At 59.1% G+C, this 16,749-nt stretch carries 13 protein-coding genes and 1 pseudogene; 5 read left to right on the forward strand and 9 right to left on the reverse strand.

Going from position 1 to position 16,749, the window contains the following annotated elements; translation table 11 throughout:
* The first annotated feature begins 546 nt into the window (after nucleotides 1–546).
* The 4 genes and pseudogenes from P0R31_RS27885 to P0R31_RS27900 all read left to right on the forward strand — a co-directional run bounded on the left by P0R31_RS27885 (nucleotide 547) and on the right by P0R31_RS27900 (nucleotide 4,769).
* Nucleotides 547–1,044 carry a DUF2478 domain-containing protein gene (locus P0R31_RS27885; protein ID WP_275501662.1) on the forward strand — a complete coding sequence of 166 codons (498 nt, stop codon included), beginning with the start codon at nucleotides 547–549 and terminating at the stop codon, nucleotides 1,042–1,044.
* A gap of 317 nt (nucleotides 1,045–1,361) precedes the next feature.
* On the forward strand, nucleotides 1,362–1,916 hold the full coding sequence (locus tag P0R31_RS27890; RefSeq protein ID WP_275501580.1) for a peroxiredoxin: 555 nt from the start codon (nucleotides 1,362–1,364) through the stop codon (nucleotides 1,914–1,916).
* Nucleotides 1,917–1,922: 6 nt separating this feature from the next.
* On the forward strand, nucleotides 1,923–2,459 hold the full coding sequence (locus tag P0R31_RS27895; protein ID WP_275501581.1) for a carboxymuconolactone decarboxylase family protein: 537 nt from the start codon (nucleotides 1,923–1,925) through the stop codon (nucleotides 2,457–2,459).
* A 234-nt stretch (nucleotides 2,460–2,693) separates the two neighbouring features.
* Nucleotides 2,694–4,769: pseudogene (locus P0R31_RS27900) on the forward strand (S9 family peptidase).
* A 524-nt stretch (nucleotides 4,770–5,293) separates the two neighbouring features.
* Here the strand turns inward: P0R31_RS27900 and P0R31_RS41120 are convergent.
* The 9 genes from P0R31_RS41120 to nifH form a co-directional block, all read right to left on the reverse strand.
* The gene (locus tag P0R31_RS41120) at nucleotides 5,294–5,614 is read right to left on the reverse strand and encodes a helix-turn-helix domain-containing protein (RefSeq protein ID WP_430516866.1); all 321 of its coding nucleotides are present in this window, start codon (nucleotides 5,612–5,614) and stop codon (nucleotides 5,294–5,296) included.
* Nucleotides 5,615–5,665: 51 nt separating this feature from the next.
* The gene (locus P0R31_RS27905; RefSeq protein ID WP_275517590.1) at nucleotides 5,666–5,959 is read right to left on the reverse strand and encodes a ferredoxin family protein; all 294 of its coding nucleotides are present in this window, start codon (nucleotides 5,957–5,959) and stop codon (nucleotides 5,666–5,668) included.
* Nucleotides 5,960–5,998: 39 nt separating this feature from the next.
* Nucleotides 5,999–7,306 carry an FAD-dependent oxidoreductase gene (locus tag P0R31_RS27910; RefSeq protein WP_275517591.1) on the reverse strand — a complete coding sequence of 436 codons (1,308 nt, stop codon included), beginning with the start codon at nucleotides 7,304–7,306 and terminating at the stop codon, nucleotides 5,999–6,001.
* 10 nt (nucleotides 7,307–7,316) lie between these two features.
* On the reverse strand, nucleotides 7,317–8,426 hold the full coding sequence (locus P0R31_RS27915) for an electron transfer flavoprotein subunit alpha/FixB family protein (RefSeq protein ID WP_157286124.1): 1,110 nt from the start codon (nucleotides 8,424–8,426) through the stop codon (nucleotides 7,317–7,319).
* A 532-nt stretch (nucleotides 8,427–8,958) separates the two neighbouring features.
* Complete coding sequence (locus P0R31_RS27920; RefSeq protein WP_275517593.1) at nucleotides 8,959–9,084, reverse strand: hypothetical protein; 126 nt, start codon at nucleotides 9,082–9,084, stop codon at nucleotides 8,959–8,961.
* Between the two features lie 293 nt (nucleotides 9,085–9,377).
* Entirely contained in the window at nucleotides 9,378–9,719 is a 342-nt protein-coding gene (gene nifW, locus P0R31_RS27925) for a nitrogenase stabilizing/protective protein NifW (RefSeq protein ID WP_246732393.1), read from the reverse strand.
* Between the two features lie 220 nt (nucleotides 9,720–9,939).
* Nucleotides 9,940–11,145 carry a homocitrate synthase gene (gene nifV, locus P0R31_RS27930; protein WP_275517594.1) on the reverse strand — a complete coding sequence of 402 codons (1,206 nt, stop codon included), beginning with the start codon at nucleotides 11,143–11,145 and terminating at the stop codon, nucleotides 9,940–9,942.
* Between the two features lie 650 nt (nucleotides 11,146–11,795).
* Entirely contained in the window at nucleotides 11,796–12,542 is a 747-nt protein-coding gene (locus P0R31_RS27935) for a nitrogen fixation protein NifQ (protein WP_275517596.1), read from the reverse strand.
* A gap of 126 nt (nucleotides 12,543–12,668) precedes the next feature.
* Nucleotides 12,669–13,553 (reverse strand): nitrogenase iron protein, encoded by an 885-nt coding sequence (gene nifH, locus P0R31_RS27940; RefSeq protein WP_157286127.1) that lies wholly within the window; start codon nucleotides 13,551–13,553, stop codon nucleotides 12,669–12,671.
* A gap of 705 nt (nucleotides 13,554–14,258) precedes the next feature.
* Here nifH and P0R31_RS27945 point away from each other — a divergent pair.
* Nucleotides 14,259–14,981 (forward strand): OmpW/AlkL family protein, encoded by a 723-nt coding sequence (locus tag P0R31_RS27945; protein WP_430516868.1) that lies wholly within the window; start codon nucleotides 14,259–14,261, stop codon nucleotides 14,979–14,981.
* The last annotated feature ends 1,768 nt before the right edge of the window (nucleotides 14,982–16,749 follow it).

Genomic DNA, 16,749 nt, shown 5'->3' on the forward strand with positions numbered 1-16,749 from the left:
TGACGGCTACCTTTGTAGCCCGCTGCATCGCTCGCAGTGAGCATCTGCCGGCTGGCTTCTGTGCCATCCATGACGAGGTGCGGCCGGGAGACCACGCTCCACCCGCCGCATCTGCCTTCTATCTTCCATGTGGCGCTCCTTAAGCCCGGCGTGCGTTACCGACTGCACAACAGCAAGTCAGCATTCGCGCGCGGGCCACCGCACGCAAGTTCAATCCTGAATGTCTTTCGGACGAGCATGAGAGCTTGTCTGCGCATACGACGCAGCCGAGGTCAGCGATGCTCATGCTCGAGACTAGAGGCTCTCAAGCGCAGGTGCCGCCACGCATCGCACGCCGCTCCTTTGATGAGCTCGGGCTCACCGACGGGCGGATGTGTTCGCCGAGATCCGGCATGTCCTTCGGACTGCGGGTTTCAAAACCGCCACTACAAGCGATGGCAGCTTCCACCAGCAGCAGATGGCGGACAAACAAGCACCACTGGGTGAAACGAACAACAACAGGATCGGCCCCTGATCGGCAACATTGCTGAGATCGCTCTGAGCCGCATAGCGCCTGTTGTCTATCGGCCGAGCGACGACGTCGATACGCTGCTCGCCAACTTCGCCCATGATCTCGCGCGTGGAGGCGTACGCATCGGCGGCATCGTTCAGCGAAACGTGAGGAACGCAAACGGCACGACGACCATGCTCGCAGTCGACGTTGCGACAGGCACTAAGATTTCAGTCTCCCAGACACTCGGCGGCGGAGCTATGTCCTGCAAACTCGATACTGGTGGGCTTGCCGAAGCGGCGGCTGTTGTGTCGCGCGCGATTAGGGACGATGTCGATCTAATCGTGATCAACAAGTTCTCCAGGCAGGAAGCATTTGGCCAGGGCCTACGCGCCGAATTTGCTGACGCGATTTCCCGTGGCCTTCCCCTTCTCACCGCCGTTCCCGAGAGACGCTTTTCCGACTGGCGCAATTTCAACGGGGATTTCGGCACAACGCTAGCCTGCGAGTGGTCCGTCATCGCGAACTGGTGGCAGGCCATCGGCGGGCTTTAACCCAGTTGCTTCTTGAGATGATCATACCGGAGCGCTCGATCATCGCCTGAGCGGGTACTGCAGACCCAAGCCCAAGATCATCACCGGCTCGTTCGTCATCTATGCGACAACCTAAGTCGCCGTGTCCACTCCGCTCCACCTTATGAGCCGTCGTAAGTCGATCTTGTTCAGTATCTATCCAAAATCGCTTCTCAGATGCCTGCAGCCAAGCGTCGGTTGTTACCCATCCAACAAACCGCACTTGGGAACGAATGGCATATAGCTTGCTTCGCTAATGGCATTACGATCTACGCTGGGCGATCTTGGGAGGATACAGCATGCTTGGAATTGGAAGTAAGTTGCCAACATTCGAGATTACAGGCGTGAAGCCCGGCTTTCACGCGCAGGAGGAAGAAGGGCAGAGCGCGTTCGAGACACTGACTGAAGAGAGCTTCCCGGGGAAATGGAAGATCATCTTCTTCTACCCCAAAGATTTTACGTTTGTCTGCCCCACTGAGATCGCCGAGTTTGCCCGGCTGTCCAAGGATTTCAGCGAGCGCGACGCGATTGTACTAGGTGGCTCGACCGATAACGAGTTCTGCAAGCTTGCCTGGCGCCGGGCGCACGAGAGCCTTAACAATTTGCCAATTTGGCAGTTTGCCGACACCAAGGGAACGCTGATCGATGGCCTCGGCGTGCGCTCGCCTGAGGGCGTCGCCTATCGCTACAGTTTTATAGCTGACCCCGACAACATCATCCAACACGTCTATGCGACCAATCTCAACGTTGGTCGCAACCCAAAGGACACGCTGCGCGTCCTCGACGCGCTGCAGACCGACGAACTCTGTCCTTGCAACCGCGAGATCGGCGGCGAAACGCTTACGATTAGTTGAGGCAGTATGTCACCACTCGAACAACTGAGCGAGCAACTTCCCGATTTCGCCAAGGACATCAGGCTGAACCTGGCGGCGATGATGGCCGATGATAAGCTGTCGCCACAAAGCAAGTATGGGCTATTGCTGGCGAGCGCAGTTGCCACGCGCAACCGCGAGGTGATCACCGCGATGGAATCGGCTGCGGCCTCCATCATGGGGCCCGCGGCAATCGCAGCGGCAAAATCTGCGGCCTGCATAATGGCGATGAACAACGTCTACTATCGCTTTGTTCACCTCGTCTCCAACGCGGAATACAAGTCGATGCCCGCGAGGCTGCGCATGAACGTGATCGGCAATCCCGGCGTGGACAAGGCCGATTTCGAGCTGTGGTCGCTTGGGGTCTCAGCCATAAATGGCTGCGGCGCCTGCATAGATGCTCACGAGAAGGCGCTGCGGGAGGCGAGCGTTGGTTCCGACGCGATCCACACCGCAGTGCGTTTTGCTGCGATCGTGCAGTCAGTTGCGCTGGCGCTCGAGGCGGGGGTGCAGATGAACGGGTAGGAATTCAACAGCATCAAGCTGGACCGACAGCGGGATATCGTTCCTCAAAGCACACAAGCGATCCAGCAACGACCCGGCGACTTGGCCCAGTCACGCTGCAATTCGAGGAAATCTGGACAGTATAAGGTGGAGCACGGCGAGCCTCTTTCCCTCGCCCTCGCTTGCGGGGAGAGGGAAGAGCGGCGACATCGCGAGTACATAGTTGAACGAGGATCGAGTGATACAAGCCAGAACATCTTCCCAGCCCCCGTCGCCCTACGCCGGCTGCATTCCTTCACGCGGCACGGCATCACCGTGACTGACGATTATGCCTGGCTGAAGGACGCGAACTGGCAGGAGGTGCTGCGCGATCCCGCCGTGCTCGATCCTGATATCCGCAAATATCTCGACGAGGAGAACGCCTACACCGAGAGCCTGCTCGGCCACACCTCGGGCCTGCAGAAGACGCTGGTGCGCGAGATGCGCGCGCGGATCAAGGAGGACGATTCCAGCGTGCCGTCACCGGATGGGCCGTTCGCCTATTTCCGCAGGTTCGCGAGGGCGGGCAGCACGAGCTGTTCGGACGCATGCCGCGCGACGGCGGCGAAGGCCATATCGTGCTCGACGGCGACGCGCTCGCCAAGGACCACCAATATTTCAAGTTCGGCGGCAGCCGCCACTCCTACGATCACAAGCTGCAGGCCTGGAGCGCCGACACCAAGGGCTCCGAATATTTTTCCATCCGCGTGCGCGACTGGGCGACGGGCAAGGATCTCGACGATCTCGTCGAGGAGACCGACGGCGGCGTGGTCTGGGCCGCGGATGCCAAGTCCTTCTTCTATGTGAAGCTCGACGACAATCATCGGCCGATGCAGGTGTGGCGGCACAAGCTCGGCACCAAGCAGGCCGACGACACGCTGGTCTATGAGGAGCAGGATGCCGGCTGGTTCACCCACCTGCATGAAAGCACCAGCGGCCGCTTCTGCGTCATCGCGGGCGGCGATCACGAGACTAGCGAGCAGCGGCTGATCGATCTCGCCAATCCCGAGGCGCCGCCGCGCCTCGTCGCTGCGCGCGAAGAGGGCGTGCAATATTCGCTCGCCGACCGCGGCGACGGGCTCTTCATCCTCACCAATGCCGACGACGCCATCGATTTCAAGATCGTCACCGCCCCGCTTCACGCGCCCGAGCGCAAGAACTGGCGCGATTTGATCCCGTATCGGCCCGGCATCTACATCATCGACCTCGATCTCTATGCTGGCCATCTGGTGCGGCTCGAGCGCGCCAATGCGCTGCCGTCGGTCGTGATCCGCGATCTCGTCTCAAACGAGGAGCATGCCATCGCCTTCGACGAGGCGGCTTACGCGCTCGACACGATGGGCTCCTACGAGTTCGAGACGACCAATCTGCGCTTTTCCTATTCGTCGATGACGACACCGTCGGAAGTCTATGATTACGACATGGTCAAACGCACGCGCACCTTGCGCAAGCGGCAGGAGATTCCGTCCGGCCATAACCCGGCCGACTACGTCACCACGCGCATCATGGCGAAATCGCATGATGGCGCCGAGGTGCCGGTCTCGATCCTCTATCGCCGCGGACTGACGCTCGACGGCGCGGCGCCGCTGTTGCTCTACGGCTACGGCTCCTACGGCATGGCCATGCCGGCTTCGTTCAGCGCCAACCGCCTGTCGCTGGTCGACCGCGGCTTCGTCTATGCCATCGCCCATATCCGCGGCGGCGCCGACAAGGGCTGGGGCTGGTATCTAGACGGCAAGCGCGAGAAGAAGACCAACAGCTTCGACGATTTCGGCGCTGGTGCGCGGGCGCTGATCGATGCGAAATACACCAGCGCCAAGCGCATCATCGGCCATGGCGGCTCGGCCGGCGGCATGCTGATGGGCGCGGTCGCCAACCGCGCCGGCGAATTGTTCGCCGGCATCGTCGCGGAGGTGCCGTTCGTCGACGTGCTCAACACCATGCTCGACGACACGCTGCCGCTGACGCCGCCGGAATGGCCGGAATGGGGCAACCCGATCGAGAGCGAGAAGGATTTCCGCACCATCCTGTCGTATTCGCCTTACGACAACGTCGCGGCCAAGGACTATCCGGCGACCCTGGCAATGGGCGGACTGACTGATCCCCGCGTCACCTATTGGGAGCCCGCCAAAATGGATCGCACGCCTGCGCGCCACCATGAGCGGCGGCGGCCCGGTGCTGCTGCGCACCAACATGGGCGCCGGCCACGGCGGCGCCTCCGGGCGGTTTAAGCGGTTGGACGAGGTGGCGATCGTGTACGCGTTTGCGCTATGGGCGGCGGGGATAGCGTAGGCCGGGGTGTAAGCCATACCCTCGCCGTCGTCCCGGCGAGCGCAACGGCAAGCTTGCTGCCGAGGCGGATGCCGAGCAGCAGGCGCGAGGTCCGCTCATGCACAGTGAGGACGGCCTGACCGTATTTTGAGAACATCATCAGATCCGCCTCCCAATGGCCGGGGGGCATTGCGATCGGCGGCCTCTACGGGCCGTTCAGCCAGTGAAAGAGGGCCTTCGATGAAGCTTGCGGGACTGCCCTCCTTTTTGCCGCGACAGCCGCGCTTGCTCTTGCCGCGCGGCAGATAGCGGCGCCAGCTGTAGTCCGAGGTACGCCGGAGCTGGGCGTAGATGAAGTGGTAGATGGTCTCGTAGGAGATCACCTTGCGGCCATTGTCGCGGGCGAGCCGGCGTGCGACCTGCTCGACAGCGCGGGGCGTGACCAGCCCTGTCCGAGGCGCTCCAACACCGCGCGGGGCAGGCCGGGCTCCCGGTCGAGGCGAGAGCCCGTTCAGCGCCGAGCTCGTGCCCTTTGTTCGGCATAGCTAGCCTTGTAGTCGACCTGCTTGCCCCGACTGCGCTTCAGTTCTCGAGATTGTTGATGGCGAGCGATCCAGAGCTGCCGCGATTTGCCGGACCGAGCTGCCATTGGACGATAGGCTGGCAATCTCGCATCGATCGTCAAGCGACAGCTGCTCGTAACTCCGCCCCCATGGCAACACATCCTCCAGGAAGTTGTTGCACTTCGTTTGTGAACTTAGGGACGCAAACCGCGTGACTTGTCGATGGTGTTCGGGTAGCAGCACCGACGAAGGCTCTTTTACCTGCGGGTCTTCGCCAAACCGTTCGCTGGGAATGTGGGTCACGGCCTTAGTCGTCTCGCTGACGCGCGATCACACCGCCATCCTCATTCAAGTTCATCCAAACTTGAATAGCACCCCATATCCGCCACGGGGATAATTCCATTCGATCTCGCCGCTAGGCTCAGCGATCACGCGGCACGTGCCGCATTCGATACAGCCATCGACAGTTACTTCGACCTGTCCCGCCTCATTGAGTTCGTAGCAACGCGCAGGGCAGGCCTTCAAAAGCGATAATAGCTGCCGTGAGGGGTTTTTGTGCGCGCGCACCTTGACGTGGGGACGACCGACGTCCACAAGATAACGATTGTAATATAGCTTGTCCTCGACGCGCACCGACGACTCATTCATGCGTTAACCTCCTTTGTTCCGCTTCAATGTCTGATTTCGTCAGCGCCACGCACGGGCAAGCCGGCAGGCATCGCTGAACAGACCTGACCACGACCGTGCCTTTACGAAGGATTTCACCGTCACCTTCTCTTTCTCGATCTTGGGCGTACCATCGACGCGTACGAAGTTTTGCATCGCGCTGGAGACGAGCTGCGGGTAGGTGAGAAAGAAACTTTGCGAATTTGTGTGCATCAGCTTCGGTAGATCCTTGTACTTCTTGAGGTCTTTCATGACGAAAGAATTGTCCAACATCTTCTTGTAGAGCGACAGATTTGTCGCCGTCATGGGATCGCGGCGCGACTTGACCTGGACAATTGCTTCGGCCGCGATGCGACCTGAGGTCATGGCGAGGTTGGAGCCCTCGCGATGAATGGCATTGTTGAGTTGCGCCGCATCGCCAACCACCAACCAGCCCTCACCATAAAGCTGCGGGATTGCCTTGTAGCCACCTTCAGGAATGAGATGCGCTGAATATTCTTTGACCTCGGAGCCGGCGATCAGAGGCGCTACTGATGGATGCTTTTTGAAGTGATCGAGCAATCCGTAAGGCGTTTCGCCCGTGCGCTGGAAGTCGGCGACAAGACAACCGATGCCGAGTGAAATGCATTCCTTGTTGGCATAGATAAAGCCCATACCGGTCATACCACGAGAAATCGTACCCGCCGCCTCGATCACTAGCCCTTCGTCGCCCTTGAGATTGAAACGAGCCTCAATGCTCTCCCGCGGCAAGAAATGCATTTCCTTTACGGCGAGGGCAACTTTGTCGGGTGTCGGCCGTTCACGCAGGCCCGCGCGCGTCCCCAGCAGGCCGTTAACGCCTTCGGCCAACACCACGACATCGGCATGTATTTCGCCGTCTTGACGATCTGTACGGACACCGATCACCTTTCCATGGTCGTCCCGGGCAAGTTCGGTGACTGTGGTCTCGTACAGGACGATCGCGCCAGCCTCGCGTACTTTCGATGAGAACCATTTGTCGAACTGCGCGCGGATGATGGTGTAGCGGTTCGGCCGTTCTTCATTGAATTCGTCGGAGCGGTAGTGCATGCCGACGTGGGAGCGGTCATCCATCATCCAGAAGCGCTGCTCGACCAAATGACGTTCAAGCGGCGCCTCCTCCCGAAAATCCGGAATCAGCTTTTCCATCATATCCGCATAGAGGATTGCGCCCTGCACGTTTTTCGAACCTGCATACTCGCCGCGCTCAAGCTGTAGCACCTTCATACCGCTGCGGGCCATGGCCAGCGCCGCCGCGTTGCCAGCCATGCCGGCGCCGACCACGATTGAATCGAACCTCTCATCGATCATGACTACCTCCCTAGCTCGCAATACAGGCACGCGCATTCGGCAAAAGCCGCGCTCGAAACGAAGCCGTCAGCGCCGGTAATAGCTGCACAGCATCATGAACGATCGCGATGTGGGCGAAGTCGAAGATCGGCGCGTTCTTGTCAGTATTGATGGCGACGATCAGATCGGCGCCCTCGATACCGACCCGATGTTGGATTGCTCCGGAAATGCCAGCTGCGATATAGAGCTTTGGCCGGATGGTCTTTCCTGTCTGCCCGATCTGTCGGTCAGACGTAACCCAACCCCTTTGTACCAAAGGACGCGAGCAACCGTACTCCGCTCCCAGGGCTGCTGCGAGTTGGCGTACAAAGTGAAAGTTCTCCGGCGATCCCAGCCCCAAACCTCCGGCAACCACCGCATCGGCATAGGCCAGATTAGACGTTTCGGAATCGCGGTCCGGAACGAACGAGAGCACCTTGGTAACGATATCATCCTCAATGAGACCAAGTGGATGAATAATAATGCGAGCGGCATCGCGAATGACACGGTCGGGCATTGGCATGACGCGCGGTCGGACGGTTGCCATTTGGGGCCGGTAGTTCAAAGTGTAGATCGTGCAAAGCAGTGAGCCGCCGAAAGTCGGACGTGTAGCCGCAAGCGAGCCATCCGCGTCAACGTCAAGAGCCGTGCAGTCGGCGGTCAGACCCGTCAGCAGCGTTGTCGCCACAGAACCGGCGAGATCGCGGCCAAGTGTAGTGGCGCCCAACAGCAAGATTTCGGGCTTGTACTTGTTGACCAGTTCCGTTAGCGCCTTGGTGTAGGATTCGTTGCGATATTCCGATAGCACATTGTCGGCCACGAGATATGTCAGATCGGCGCCGTAGCAGAAGGATTCAAGAGCGGCGTTGCGCGTGGCCTCACCTTCTGAGCCGATTACCACGGCTGCAAGGTCAACCTTCAGCTTGTCAGCAAGTCTGCGGCCCGCTCCCATAAGCTCCCAGGAAACGGGGTGCACCTGTCCGCGCTCCTGCTCGATGAAAACCCAGACATGCTTATAGGCCTTAAAGTGCTCCGGCAGCTCTCTTTTGGCTGCAGCCCGGCCGGACCCGGCCGGCACCACCGGATTGGTAAGGTTGGTCATACCCTTGGATCCCCTCAGAACCTGCGCACCTTAGGCGCAAATCGCTTTCCAGCGTGAGTTGACTGTCGAAGAAGGCTCGGATCAGCAACTGGCGTGTTGCTTGCGGGGGCCCCGTCAGCCCTTACCTTGATAATGCGAGCCGATGGTACAAAGAGACGCTTGACCACGGCCCACATGCCGCCCAGGACCCTTCGTCAAAACGTTCTCCACGCTGGCCTCCTGCGCGATTCCTCTACGGGTAGCTCCGGCGCTGCCGGCAGCGCACCGCAATGATTCTTGCTCGTTCCTTCCGGCACTGTCGACTAGACAGATCCGTTCCTTGTGCGGCACGTACAGTCCGGCCTTCGCGTAGTCGGGATTGAACAAGTGATGCAATTCGTGCGCGGCCTCCAGCGCGAACACCTCGTACGGACCCCTGCTTTTGGGCGGCCACGCTGGCGCAAATCGCTGCTGGCCATTGAGTGGACGCGGATCTGGGGGAACGCAAGCGATCGCCTGCATGCCGTGTCCAGATGTAGTGTTGACGCTTGAGCTAGCCATTGGCCGGCACCTTTCGGCCAAAGCCGGCCTCAACAACAATTAGGTCAATCTCGAGCATGCCCGCGAGCGAGGCCCACATGATGGCCGCAAAAGCGGTGTACAACATAGGCAATGTCATTTGTTCTTCCTCAAACCTCATAACGACATGGGTGTGTTCGGCGTCAATGACGCTGGTCCCAGGACGACAGCAAATGTCGTACCAGCAAACGACACCATCAAATATCTGGTGGCGACGCAATGACTTGAGAGAACTTGATACTGACTATCAGCACGGTGGACATGACAACACCGGACATTGTTTGGTATCCGACAAGTACCGCGTTTGCCCACTGCTGCGGAGCCGATCTGGATAAAGGGAACGACTTGCGCAAGGACGGTCACGACAGGGGCAGAGCGACACAGGCCGAGAGGTCACTTCAGCTCATTCAACGGCACGAACGCTGCCGTCTTCTTGGGCTCTACGATCGCATCCTGCAGGACTTTGAACACACGTTGCTCAAGCGGTGAGGACGCTACGAAGTCGGCATAGGCTCGTTCCAGCATCGTCTTGCATCGAGCTGTGACCTCCGCCTCCGTCGCGTCGACGAACTGTTCCTTGCCGAGATATTGGCCCATGCGCCTTAAGATATGCAGGCGTGCGATATTGACGACCTTGGGATCGTAATCCACGCCAAGCAGCGCGAAAAACTCTTCCGCAGAGGACGCCTTGTTGAGCCGATCCAGGATGCCGGTTGTCATTGGCTTGTTGCTCATCGAAAACTCTCCTTTCGGTCAGGGCCGCGCACTTTCTGGTCGAAGCCGCGCTCAGCTTGATAATCGCGCGGCCCCAGTTGCACTCCCCTTATGTATGGCCAAACCGCTTGCAGAAAGTCTCTTAGCTACGGCAGTATGGCAATGATGGCGCGGACAGGCTCCGGCGTCAGGTGGTAGTGCGCGCGGATTTTCCGCAGGTGACTCGAACCCGAGAGGGCAGTCACCCGACATGTTGGCCCTGCCCGTGACGGACCGACGAGCGTTCGCGAACGTCGCGCCAGATTGCGATCAACGTCTCGCGCTGAACCGCCCGCTTGTGCTCAACGGCATGCTTCCGCACCCGCGAAAGGATTTGTCTTGCCTCATCTGCGCTGGCCGCAAGCTGAAATTCATCAAGCAACGAGGTGAGCGATGAAAGCCCTGAATGCTTGCCCATCACAAACCGGTTAGAGCGACCAAGCAGATGGGGATCAAGCGACTGATAGGTGCGTTTGTCCTTCAACAGGCCATTGACATGAATTCCAGATTCATGAGTGAACACATGCTCACCCACGATCGCCTTGTTCGGAGGAATCGCACGTGAAGCCGCAGCCGCGACCACCGCCGCGACATTCTCGAGCTCCGGCAGCTGGATGCCGGTCTCGCATCCGTAGAGCTGTTTGAGTGCGACTGCGACTTCCTCTAGCGGCGCATTGCCTGCACGCTCTCCCAGCCCGATGACTGTCACGGATGCGTGGCTCACGCCGCTATTGATGGCAGCAAGCGTGTTGGCAGTCGCGAGCCCGAGATCGTCGTGACCATGGAATTCGAGCTCAAGATCGGTGGCGGCACGCAAATGGCGGACCAGAGCGTGAGTGGAATCGGGATCTAGCACACCAAGCGTGTCGGCAATGCGAAAGCGACGGGCACCCGCTGCCTTAGCCGTGGCGATCAGCTTGATGAGAAACTCAACATCGGCGCGAGATGAGTCCTCACCGCCGACCGCGACCTCTAGCCCTCGCTCACGGGCATAACCAACCACTCGCTTGATCTTTTCCAGCGCCAGTTCGCGGTCACCGCCAATCTTGGCCGCGATCTGAACATCGGAGGCTGGGGTCGAGATATTGACCATTGAAACGTTCGCCTCCTTCGCCGCGTCGACATCGGCTTCACGCATTCGGCACCATCCGATAGCGGTGAGCGGAAGACCCGCCTCCACAATTGCGCGAATCGCAGCGATCTCGTCCGAGCCCATTGCAGGCGTTCCCGCCTCGAGCTCAGTAACACCAGCTCGCGCCAGCGCCTGCGCGATCGCTAGCTTTTCCTCAACGGTGAACGCAACCCCGGGGGCCTGCTCGCCGTCGCGCAGTGTCGTGTCGTTGAGCACGATTGGCCTGGCCGTTGCCGTCTCGGACGATCGTTGAACAGCAGTGGCGGCAACGATCATGAGAAGCTCCTTGCTTGCTTTGTTTGACCAAGTACCGATTCAGCATCTCGCATGCCAGCCGGCCGCGACTTCAACGCCTTGGAGACCCAATATTCTTCGCTACGAACAGATTGTTGTAGATGCGAGGCAGTAAAACAGCGCCTCACATTATCATTGGTGCGCGGACCAATAGGCCGCACGGATGGATAGGCCAATCCTTGAACAGCTAGTGGTCCTGGGAGCGTCTCCTGCATCTACCGCAATCAGGAGAACGAGTTCTGCGGATTTCATGACAAGTCCTCGTCGATGAGCTCGTGGTGCTAACGTCCTGTTGGGTTCGCAATACCCTTTGCACTGCATGAGACCCGATCCGGCGCAAGCTAGCCGCTTAGGTGGTCTAACGTGCTGTAGATAGTAAGCGGTCGCAAAAGCATATACTGCGCGATCTGCCAAAGCGTCATCTTCGGCAAAGCCCGCCAACGATTGCCCGCTTACGATTAAACGCTGTCGCGTCCACGGTAGCGTCACTTCGAGCGATCTCCTCGCACAGTGTTACGAGACATAGTCCGCAAGGCCGGAAGAAGCCACCCGGCGGATGCCTTGCTTCGCCGCAACCTTCGAGTCTTGTGCAGCCGTCGATGCGAGACATGCCAACGGACATAAGGTTCGCCTCAGATAACCCTGTTGTCGATGATCGGACTAGGCGCCTGCCGTAGAACGTCACGCCGGCGCTCTGCCATCCGGCTCTCGCCATCTTCAGCGCCAAAGCAGACGTTGAACTCGTTACATTGCGTGCACACAGGCGTGGTGCACATCACGAGGCCATCGTTCTCGCACAACGTTCGATAGAAGAAACGCTTCCATCGCATATTGTTGATATTGCGCGCGGCGAGCGGCGCGAAATGACGGTTTAGCAAGCGGGAGAGTTCCTCGCGATCACGCAATCCGAGATCTTCCCAGAGGTGGTTTGCCTCTATGGCACGACGTGCAACCATCGCAGCAAGCCATCCTCCAATCTTGCCTTCAGTCGATCGGTGCGCGAGCAGAAGATCACGAATCAGTGCGACCTCCTCGTCCTCATGGCAGTTGAAATGGGACAGCTGCTTATCGTCTGTGATGTCGATCGAAGGGAAGTAGTGCTCCAGCAATGCCGCCAGCTCCTTGCCGGTCACGCCCGCCTGCTCTGGAACTGAACCACCATCCATCGTGGCAGCCGCCAGAATAGACGCTAGCGCATGGCGATCGAAATTGCTGTCGCTCGTGATATCGGCCTCTGCGGGATACCTGCCGGTGAGCAGGCGATACGTCGTAATGGCGCCTACTTGAGGGGTCGCCTCAGTGGCACAGGCCCCCGTAAAGGAAAAGAGTTGCGCTTCGAGCATGCTTGGCGAGTTTTTAACCGCTGTACGCCGCTTCATGTCTGATCACGCGTCCTGGTTCAGCTCAGGAGCTTCTCAATCGAAATGCCGGTCCCCCTGAGGGAAGGGGGAAATAGGGAGACCGGCATCCGTCGCGCGCCCTTGCGAGGCCGCGACTCGCGGCCTTTACGAGGCCGCGAGCTCGGCGGCAGTCTTGCCGATGATAGATTCGTCAACCGCCTTCATGATTCCGTGCTCCATGAGCATATCCTCAAGCTCATCCATGGAGATAGGCGTCGGGATGATGCCCTTGCCGCCATTGTTATGGATCTTGGTCGCCAGATTACGATAGTGATCGGCCTGCTCGCTGTCGGGCGCATATTCCAGCACGGTCATGCGGCGTAGCTCCGCATGCTGTACGACGTTGTCCCGCGGCACGAAGTAGATCAGCTGGGTCCCGAGCTTCTTGGCCAGCGCCTCAGCCAGTTCCAACTCCTTATCGGTCTGCCGCTCGTTGCAGATCAGACCGCCGAGCCGCACGCCGCCAGAGTTCGCGTACTTCAGGATGCCTTTGGAGATGTTGTTGGCGGCATACATCGCCATCATCTCACCGGACATCACGATATAAATCTCCTGCGCCTTGTTCTCGCGGATTGGCATCGCAAAACCGCCGCAGACAACGTCGCCGAGCACGTCGTAGGAGACGTAATCGATATTCTCATATGCGCCATTCTCCTCCAGGAAATTGATCGAGGTGATGACACCGCGCCCAGCGCAGCCGACACCAGGCTCGGGCCCGCCCGACTCCACGCAACGGATGTCCTTGTAGCCGATCTTCATCACGTCCTCGAGTTCGAGGTCTTCTACGCTGCCAGCGTTCGCTGCGAGGCTTAAGATGGTGTCCTGCGCCTTCGCGTGCAGGATCAGGCGGGTCGAATCCGCCTTAGGATCGCAGCCTACGATCAGGATTCTGTGACCCATCTCCGCCAGCGCAGCCAGCGTGTTTTGCGAAGTGGTCGACTTTCCGATGCCACCTTTGCCGTAGAATGCGATTTGTCTCAGTGAAGTCATGTGTGCTCTCCATCATCCGGTTTGCCAAAGTTGCGCGCTGTTGGGCGCGCGAGCTTGTTTCTCTCACAGAAACTGGGCACACGGGGGGAAGGAGAGCATCGCTCGTCTTGCGCGTCTGCGTGCACTCAGCCCTCGCTCAGTGTTGCACCATCCTGGTTTGCAATCACCGTGCCAGCGCTCGCTTTTCCTTCTCAAGCATCTGTTTTCGTTTTGAAAGCCCCGACGAGCCTTTGAACTGCACAAGGTGTTTTGAACGCGACACGACTCCCTCCTGTCAGACACCGAACAAGAATTGGCATCACGCATGGCCCCTTCCTGACGTGCGGTTCGCTCGGATGTGGAACGGGAATTGCCACTCGTTTTGCAAGCGGGTCCTCGCGGACGTGAGGAACGACAATGCCTGTCGGGTTGCGATCGCCAGCGATTGACCGGATAGAGGTATTGGCGGCCGAGAAGGACCGAGATCCCCTGCGCAAGTCCGAACTTTGAGGCGCAGCTCAGACGAAACGTGGAGACGAATGAGGATTCGGGAAGACGCACCACGCTTCACAGCGGTGATCCTTATGCATCGTGACAAAACACTCCGTGCCACGAGCCGCGAGATTTGATTGGCATCAAACTGTTTGCCATCTCTCTGTGTCACACAAGTATCGCGCGACTCCTCGCGCTAGATTGGGAATGGAGAATTCGATGAGAACAAAAACAATGCTGATGACCGCGGCGCCTGTCGTGGTGGCTGCGGCGCTCGGTGGAGGCATCATGCCGGTACAGGCTGCTGATCTGGCGCCGGCGCCCCTCTATACCAAAGCGCCCCGTATCGAAGCTTTCAATCCCTGGATGATCCGCTTACGTGTACTCGGCGTTCTGCCCGACGCCGGGGCGAGCTCGGTCAACGTCGCTGGTGTCCCGTCCCTGTCCTCGCCGAACTCCACGCTCTCGATCAGCGATCAAATCGTACCGGAACTCGATATCACTTATTTCTTCACCAGGAACGTCGCTGCCGAACTCATTCTCGGCGTGACCAGGCATCACATCACAGGCACCAGAGCTCTCGATGGGCTCGATATCGGGAAAGCCTCGCTGTTGCCGCCGACGCTGACGCTGCAATATCACTTCACCGATTTCGGCGCTTTTAAGCCATACGTCGGCGCGGGCATCAATTACTCGGTATTCTTCAACCAATCCTCTGCCAATACGCGGTTCGCTGGTCTTGCCGTGACGGATCTGCATATTAGCAACCGGGTTGCCCCTGCGATCCAATTCGGCTTCGATTACATGGTCGATCGCCATTGGGGCCTCAACTTCGATGTGAAGAAGCTGTGGCTGAGACCGGATTATTCGGCAACTGTGAACAACACAATTCCAGTCACCGGACAGGCCAACATAGACCCATGGCTGGTGAGCGGCGGCATCACATACAGGTTCTGACACTCGTTTGATTTTCCGCGGGTCGAAACAGGTTTGGATCAAGCGTCGAGCGCGAGGACGATTCAAAGAACCGTCATCTCGCTCGACTCCAGAGACCCGAGCCCGTTCCGTTCGCATCTGGGGCGAGGCATTGTGGGCATCAGTATGAGGTGACGGACGCGACTAACACGAGTGATCAGCCACTTTTTGCGTCGCGGAACGCCCTTGGCATCAAGGTCATCCAATGAACGGTCGCTGGCGAGTGGACAGCGCCACCATGGGACCTAAACCTCAAAGTATCTTTCCTTAGCGCACGCACACCTGACATGATGCTGCCCCATGCCACTGTCGATTGCGCAGGCACCCGAGAGGCTGGCGCCGCAATCATTGGCCTCGCTGGCGAGAACAGTTACGTGATACCCTACGCGTTTGAAATGGCTTCTCCCATGAGGGCCTCAACGCTTGACCTCAACGTTTGATCCTACCGTCACGACCTTTTAGTCCTTCTTGGTTTACTCCACTATCCACCCTCTTCTTGCAAGCTCCGCAGGGTCGAGCGCGATGCTCGCTCATGTACCGATTCGCCTCGACCTTCCAACGTGCAAATGCCAATCACCGTCAGGTTCGCGACAGCAACGTCTTGCTTTGTTGCCGGTGACGAGCATCGTGACGCATTCAACATTGGTGCACCGGCGGCTCGCCGATGTCATCGACCTGCGAAAGACCAAACGTCCTGACGCCAGTCCGCTCGGCATGCATCGGCTAGAGAGAGGAAAACGTCAATCTCGTAGCCAGCCTCGCTATCGGTGATCTTTCGTTGACGCCGGTGCTGTCGTTTGCTGTCTGAGGGCATCAACAGCGGCCCGGGTCAGGCAAAAAAGGCCACGGTCATGGGCCAGTGGCCGATAAGCAGAGCTGGCACGGGCGTTGAGGACATGAAACCATTGATCGGGCGTGAGCCTCGGTGGGCGCTCGCTGATCTGGAGCACGCTACCATTCGAGGCGAAGTGGACGTGAATGATGATCTGCGGATTCATATCGTTCCCGTTTCTTTGCCAAGCTCATAACCGGAGCCCGAAGCTGAAGAGCTAAATTGCGGCGTGCTCATTTTTGAGCTTTTCAGTGGGCCGCGCGCCACGACTTGGTCCGCGCGTTGGGATTGCTGTGGAGCTTTTTTTGCGGGATCCTGGGGACTCTCGGGGACCGCGACGAACTATCGCAGCAGTTCATCGGCCCGCTCCTTTGCTTACGCGAAATTGCAATCCCCGCGCCAGTCAGTGCCGCAACAACGGATGTGCCTGCGTGACCTCGACTACCCTTTGCGCAAGGGCGCCCCATGTAGTGGGATGATAAGCGGCTCAATTGCGCCCTGCCGCTGCAGCCTGCCGACTACGATGGAGGTGCGCTCATCCGGACGGCGCGCGCGATGGCGACACAAGCCAAGTACCAGATCGACGTCGCCCGTCACCACCCGCTCCGCCTCCGCCGCGGCTCAGGACCAGCGCTTGGACAACGTCGAGGACCGCGAGGTCGTCGCAGCGACCGAAGAATTCGTACTTGTCTTTCGAATCGCCTCGGTAGACTCAGCCAAGAGCGGCACCCGATTGAGTTGCGCGACCGCGCGCAGCCCAGACCATGGTGCCCGGTAGCCATTGGGACCCGCGGTAATCGCCGGTGTCTTGTCCGCGATACGTTCTTCGGCATTCGCCGTAGCCAACGTTCGCGCCAACAGTCGCAAACAACGCCCGTCCACCCGCGAGACTGACGGCATAGATCGTCTCCCGACACG

The organism is Bradyrhizobium yuanmingense, assembly GCF_029167105.1.
GTDB lineage: Bacteria > Pseudomonadota > Alphaproteobacteria > Rhizobiales > Xanthobacteraceae > Bradyrhizobium > Bradyrhizobium yuanmingense_A.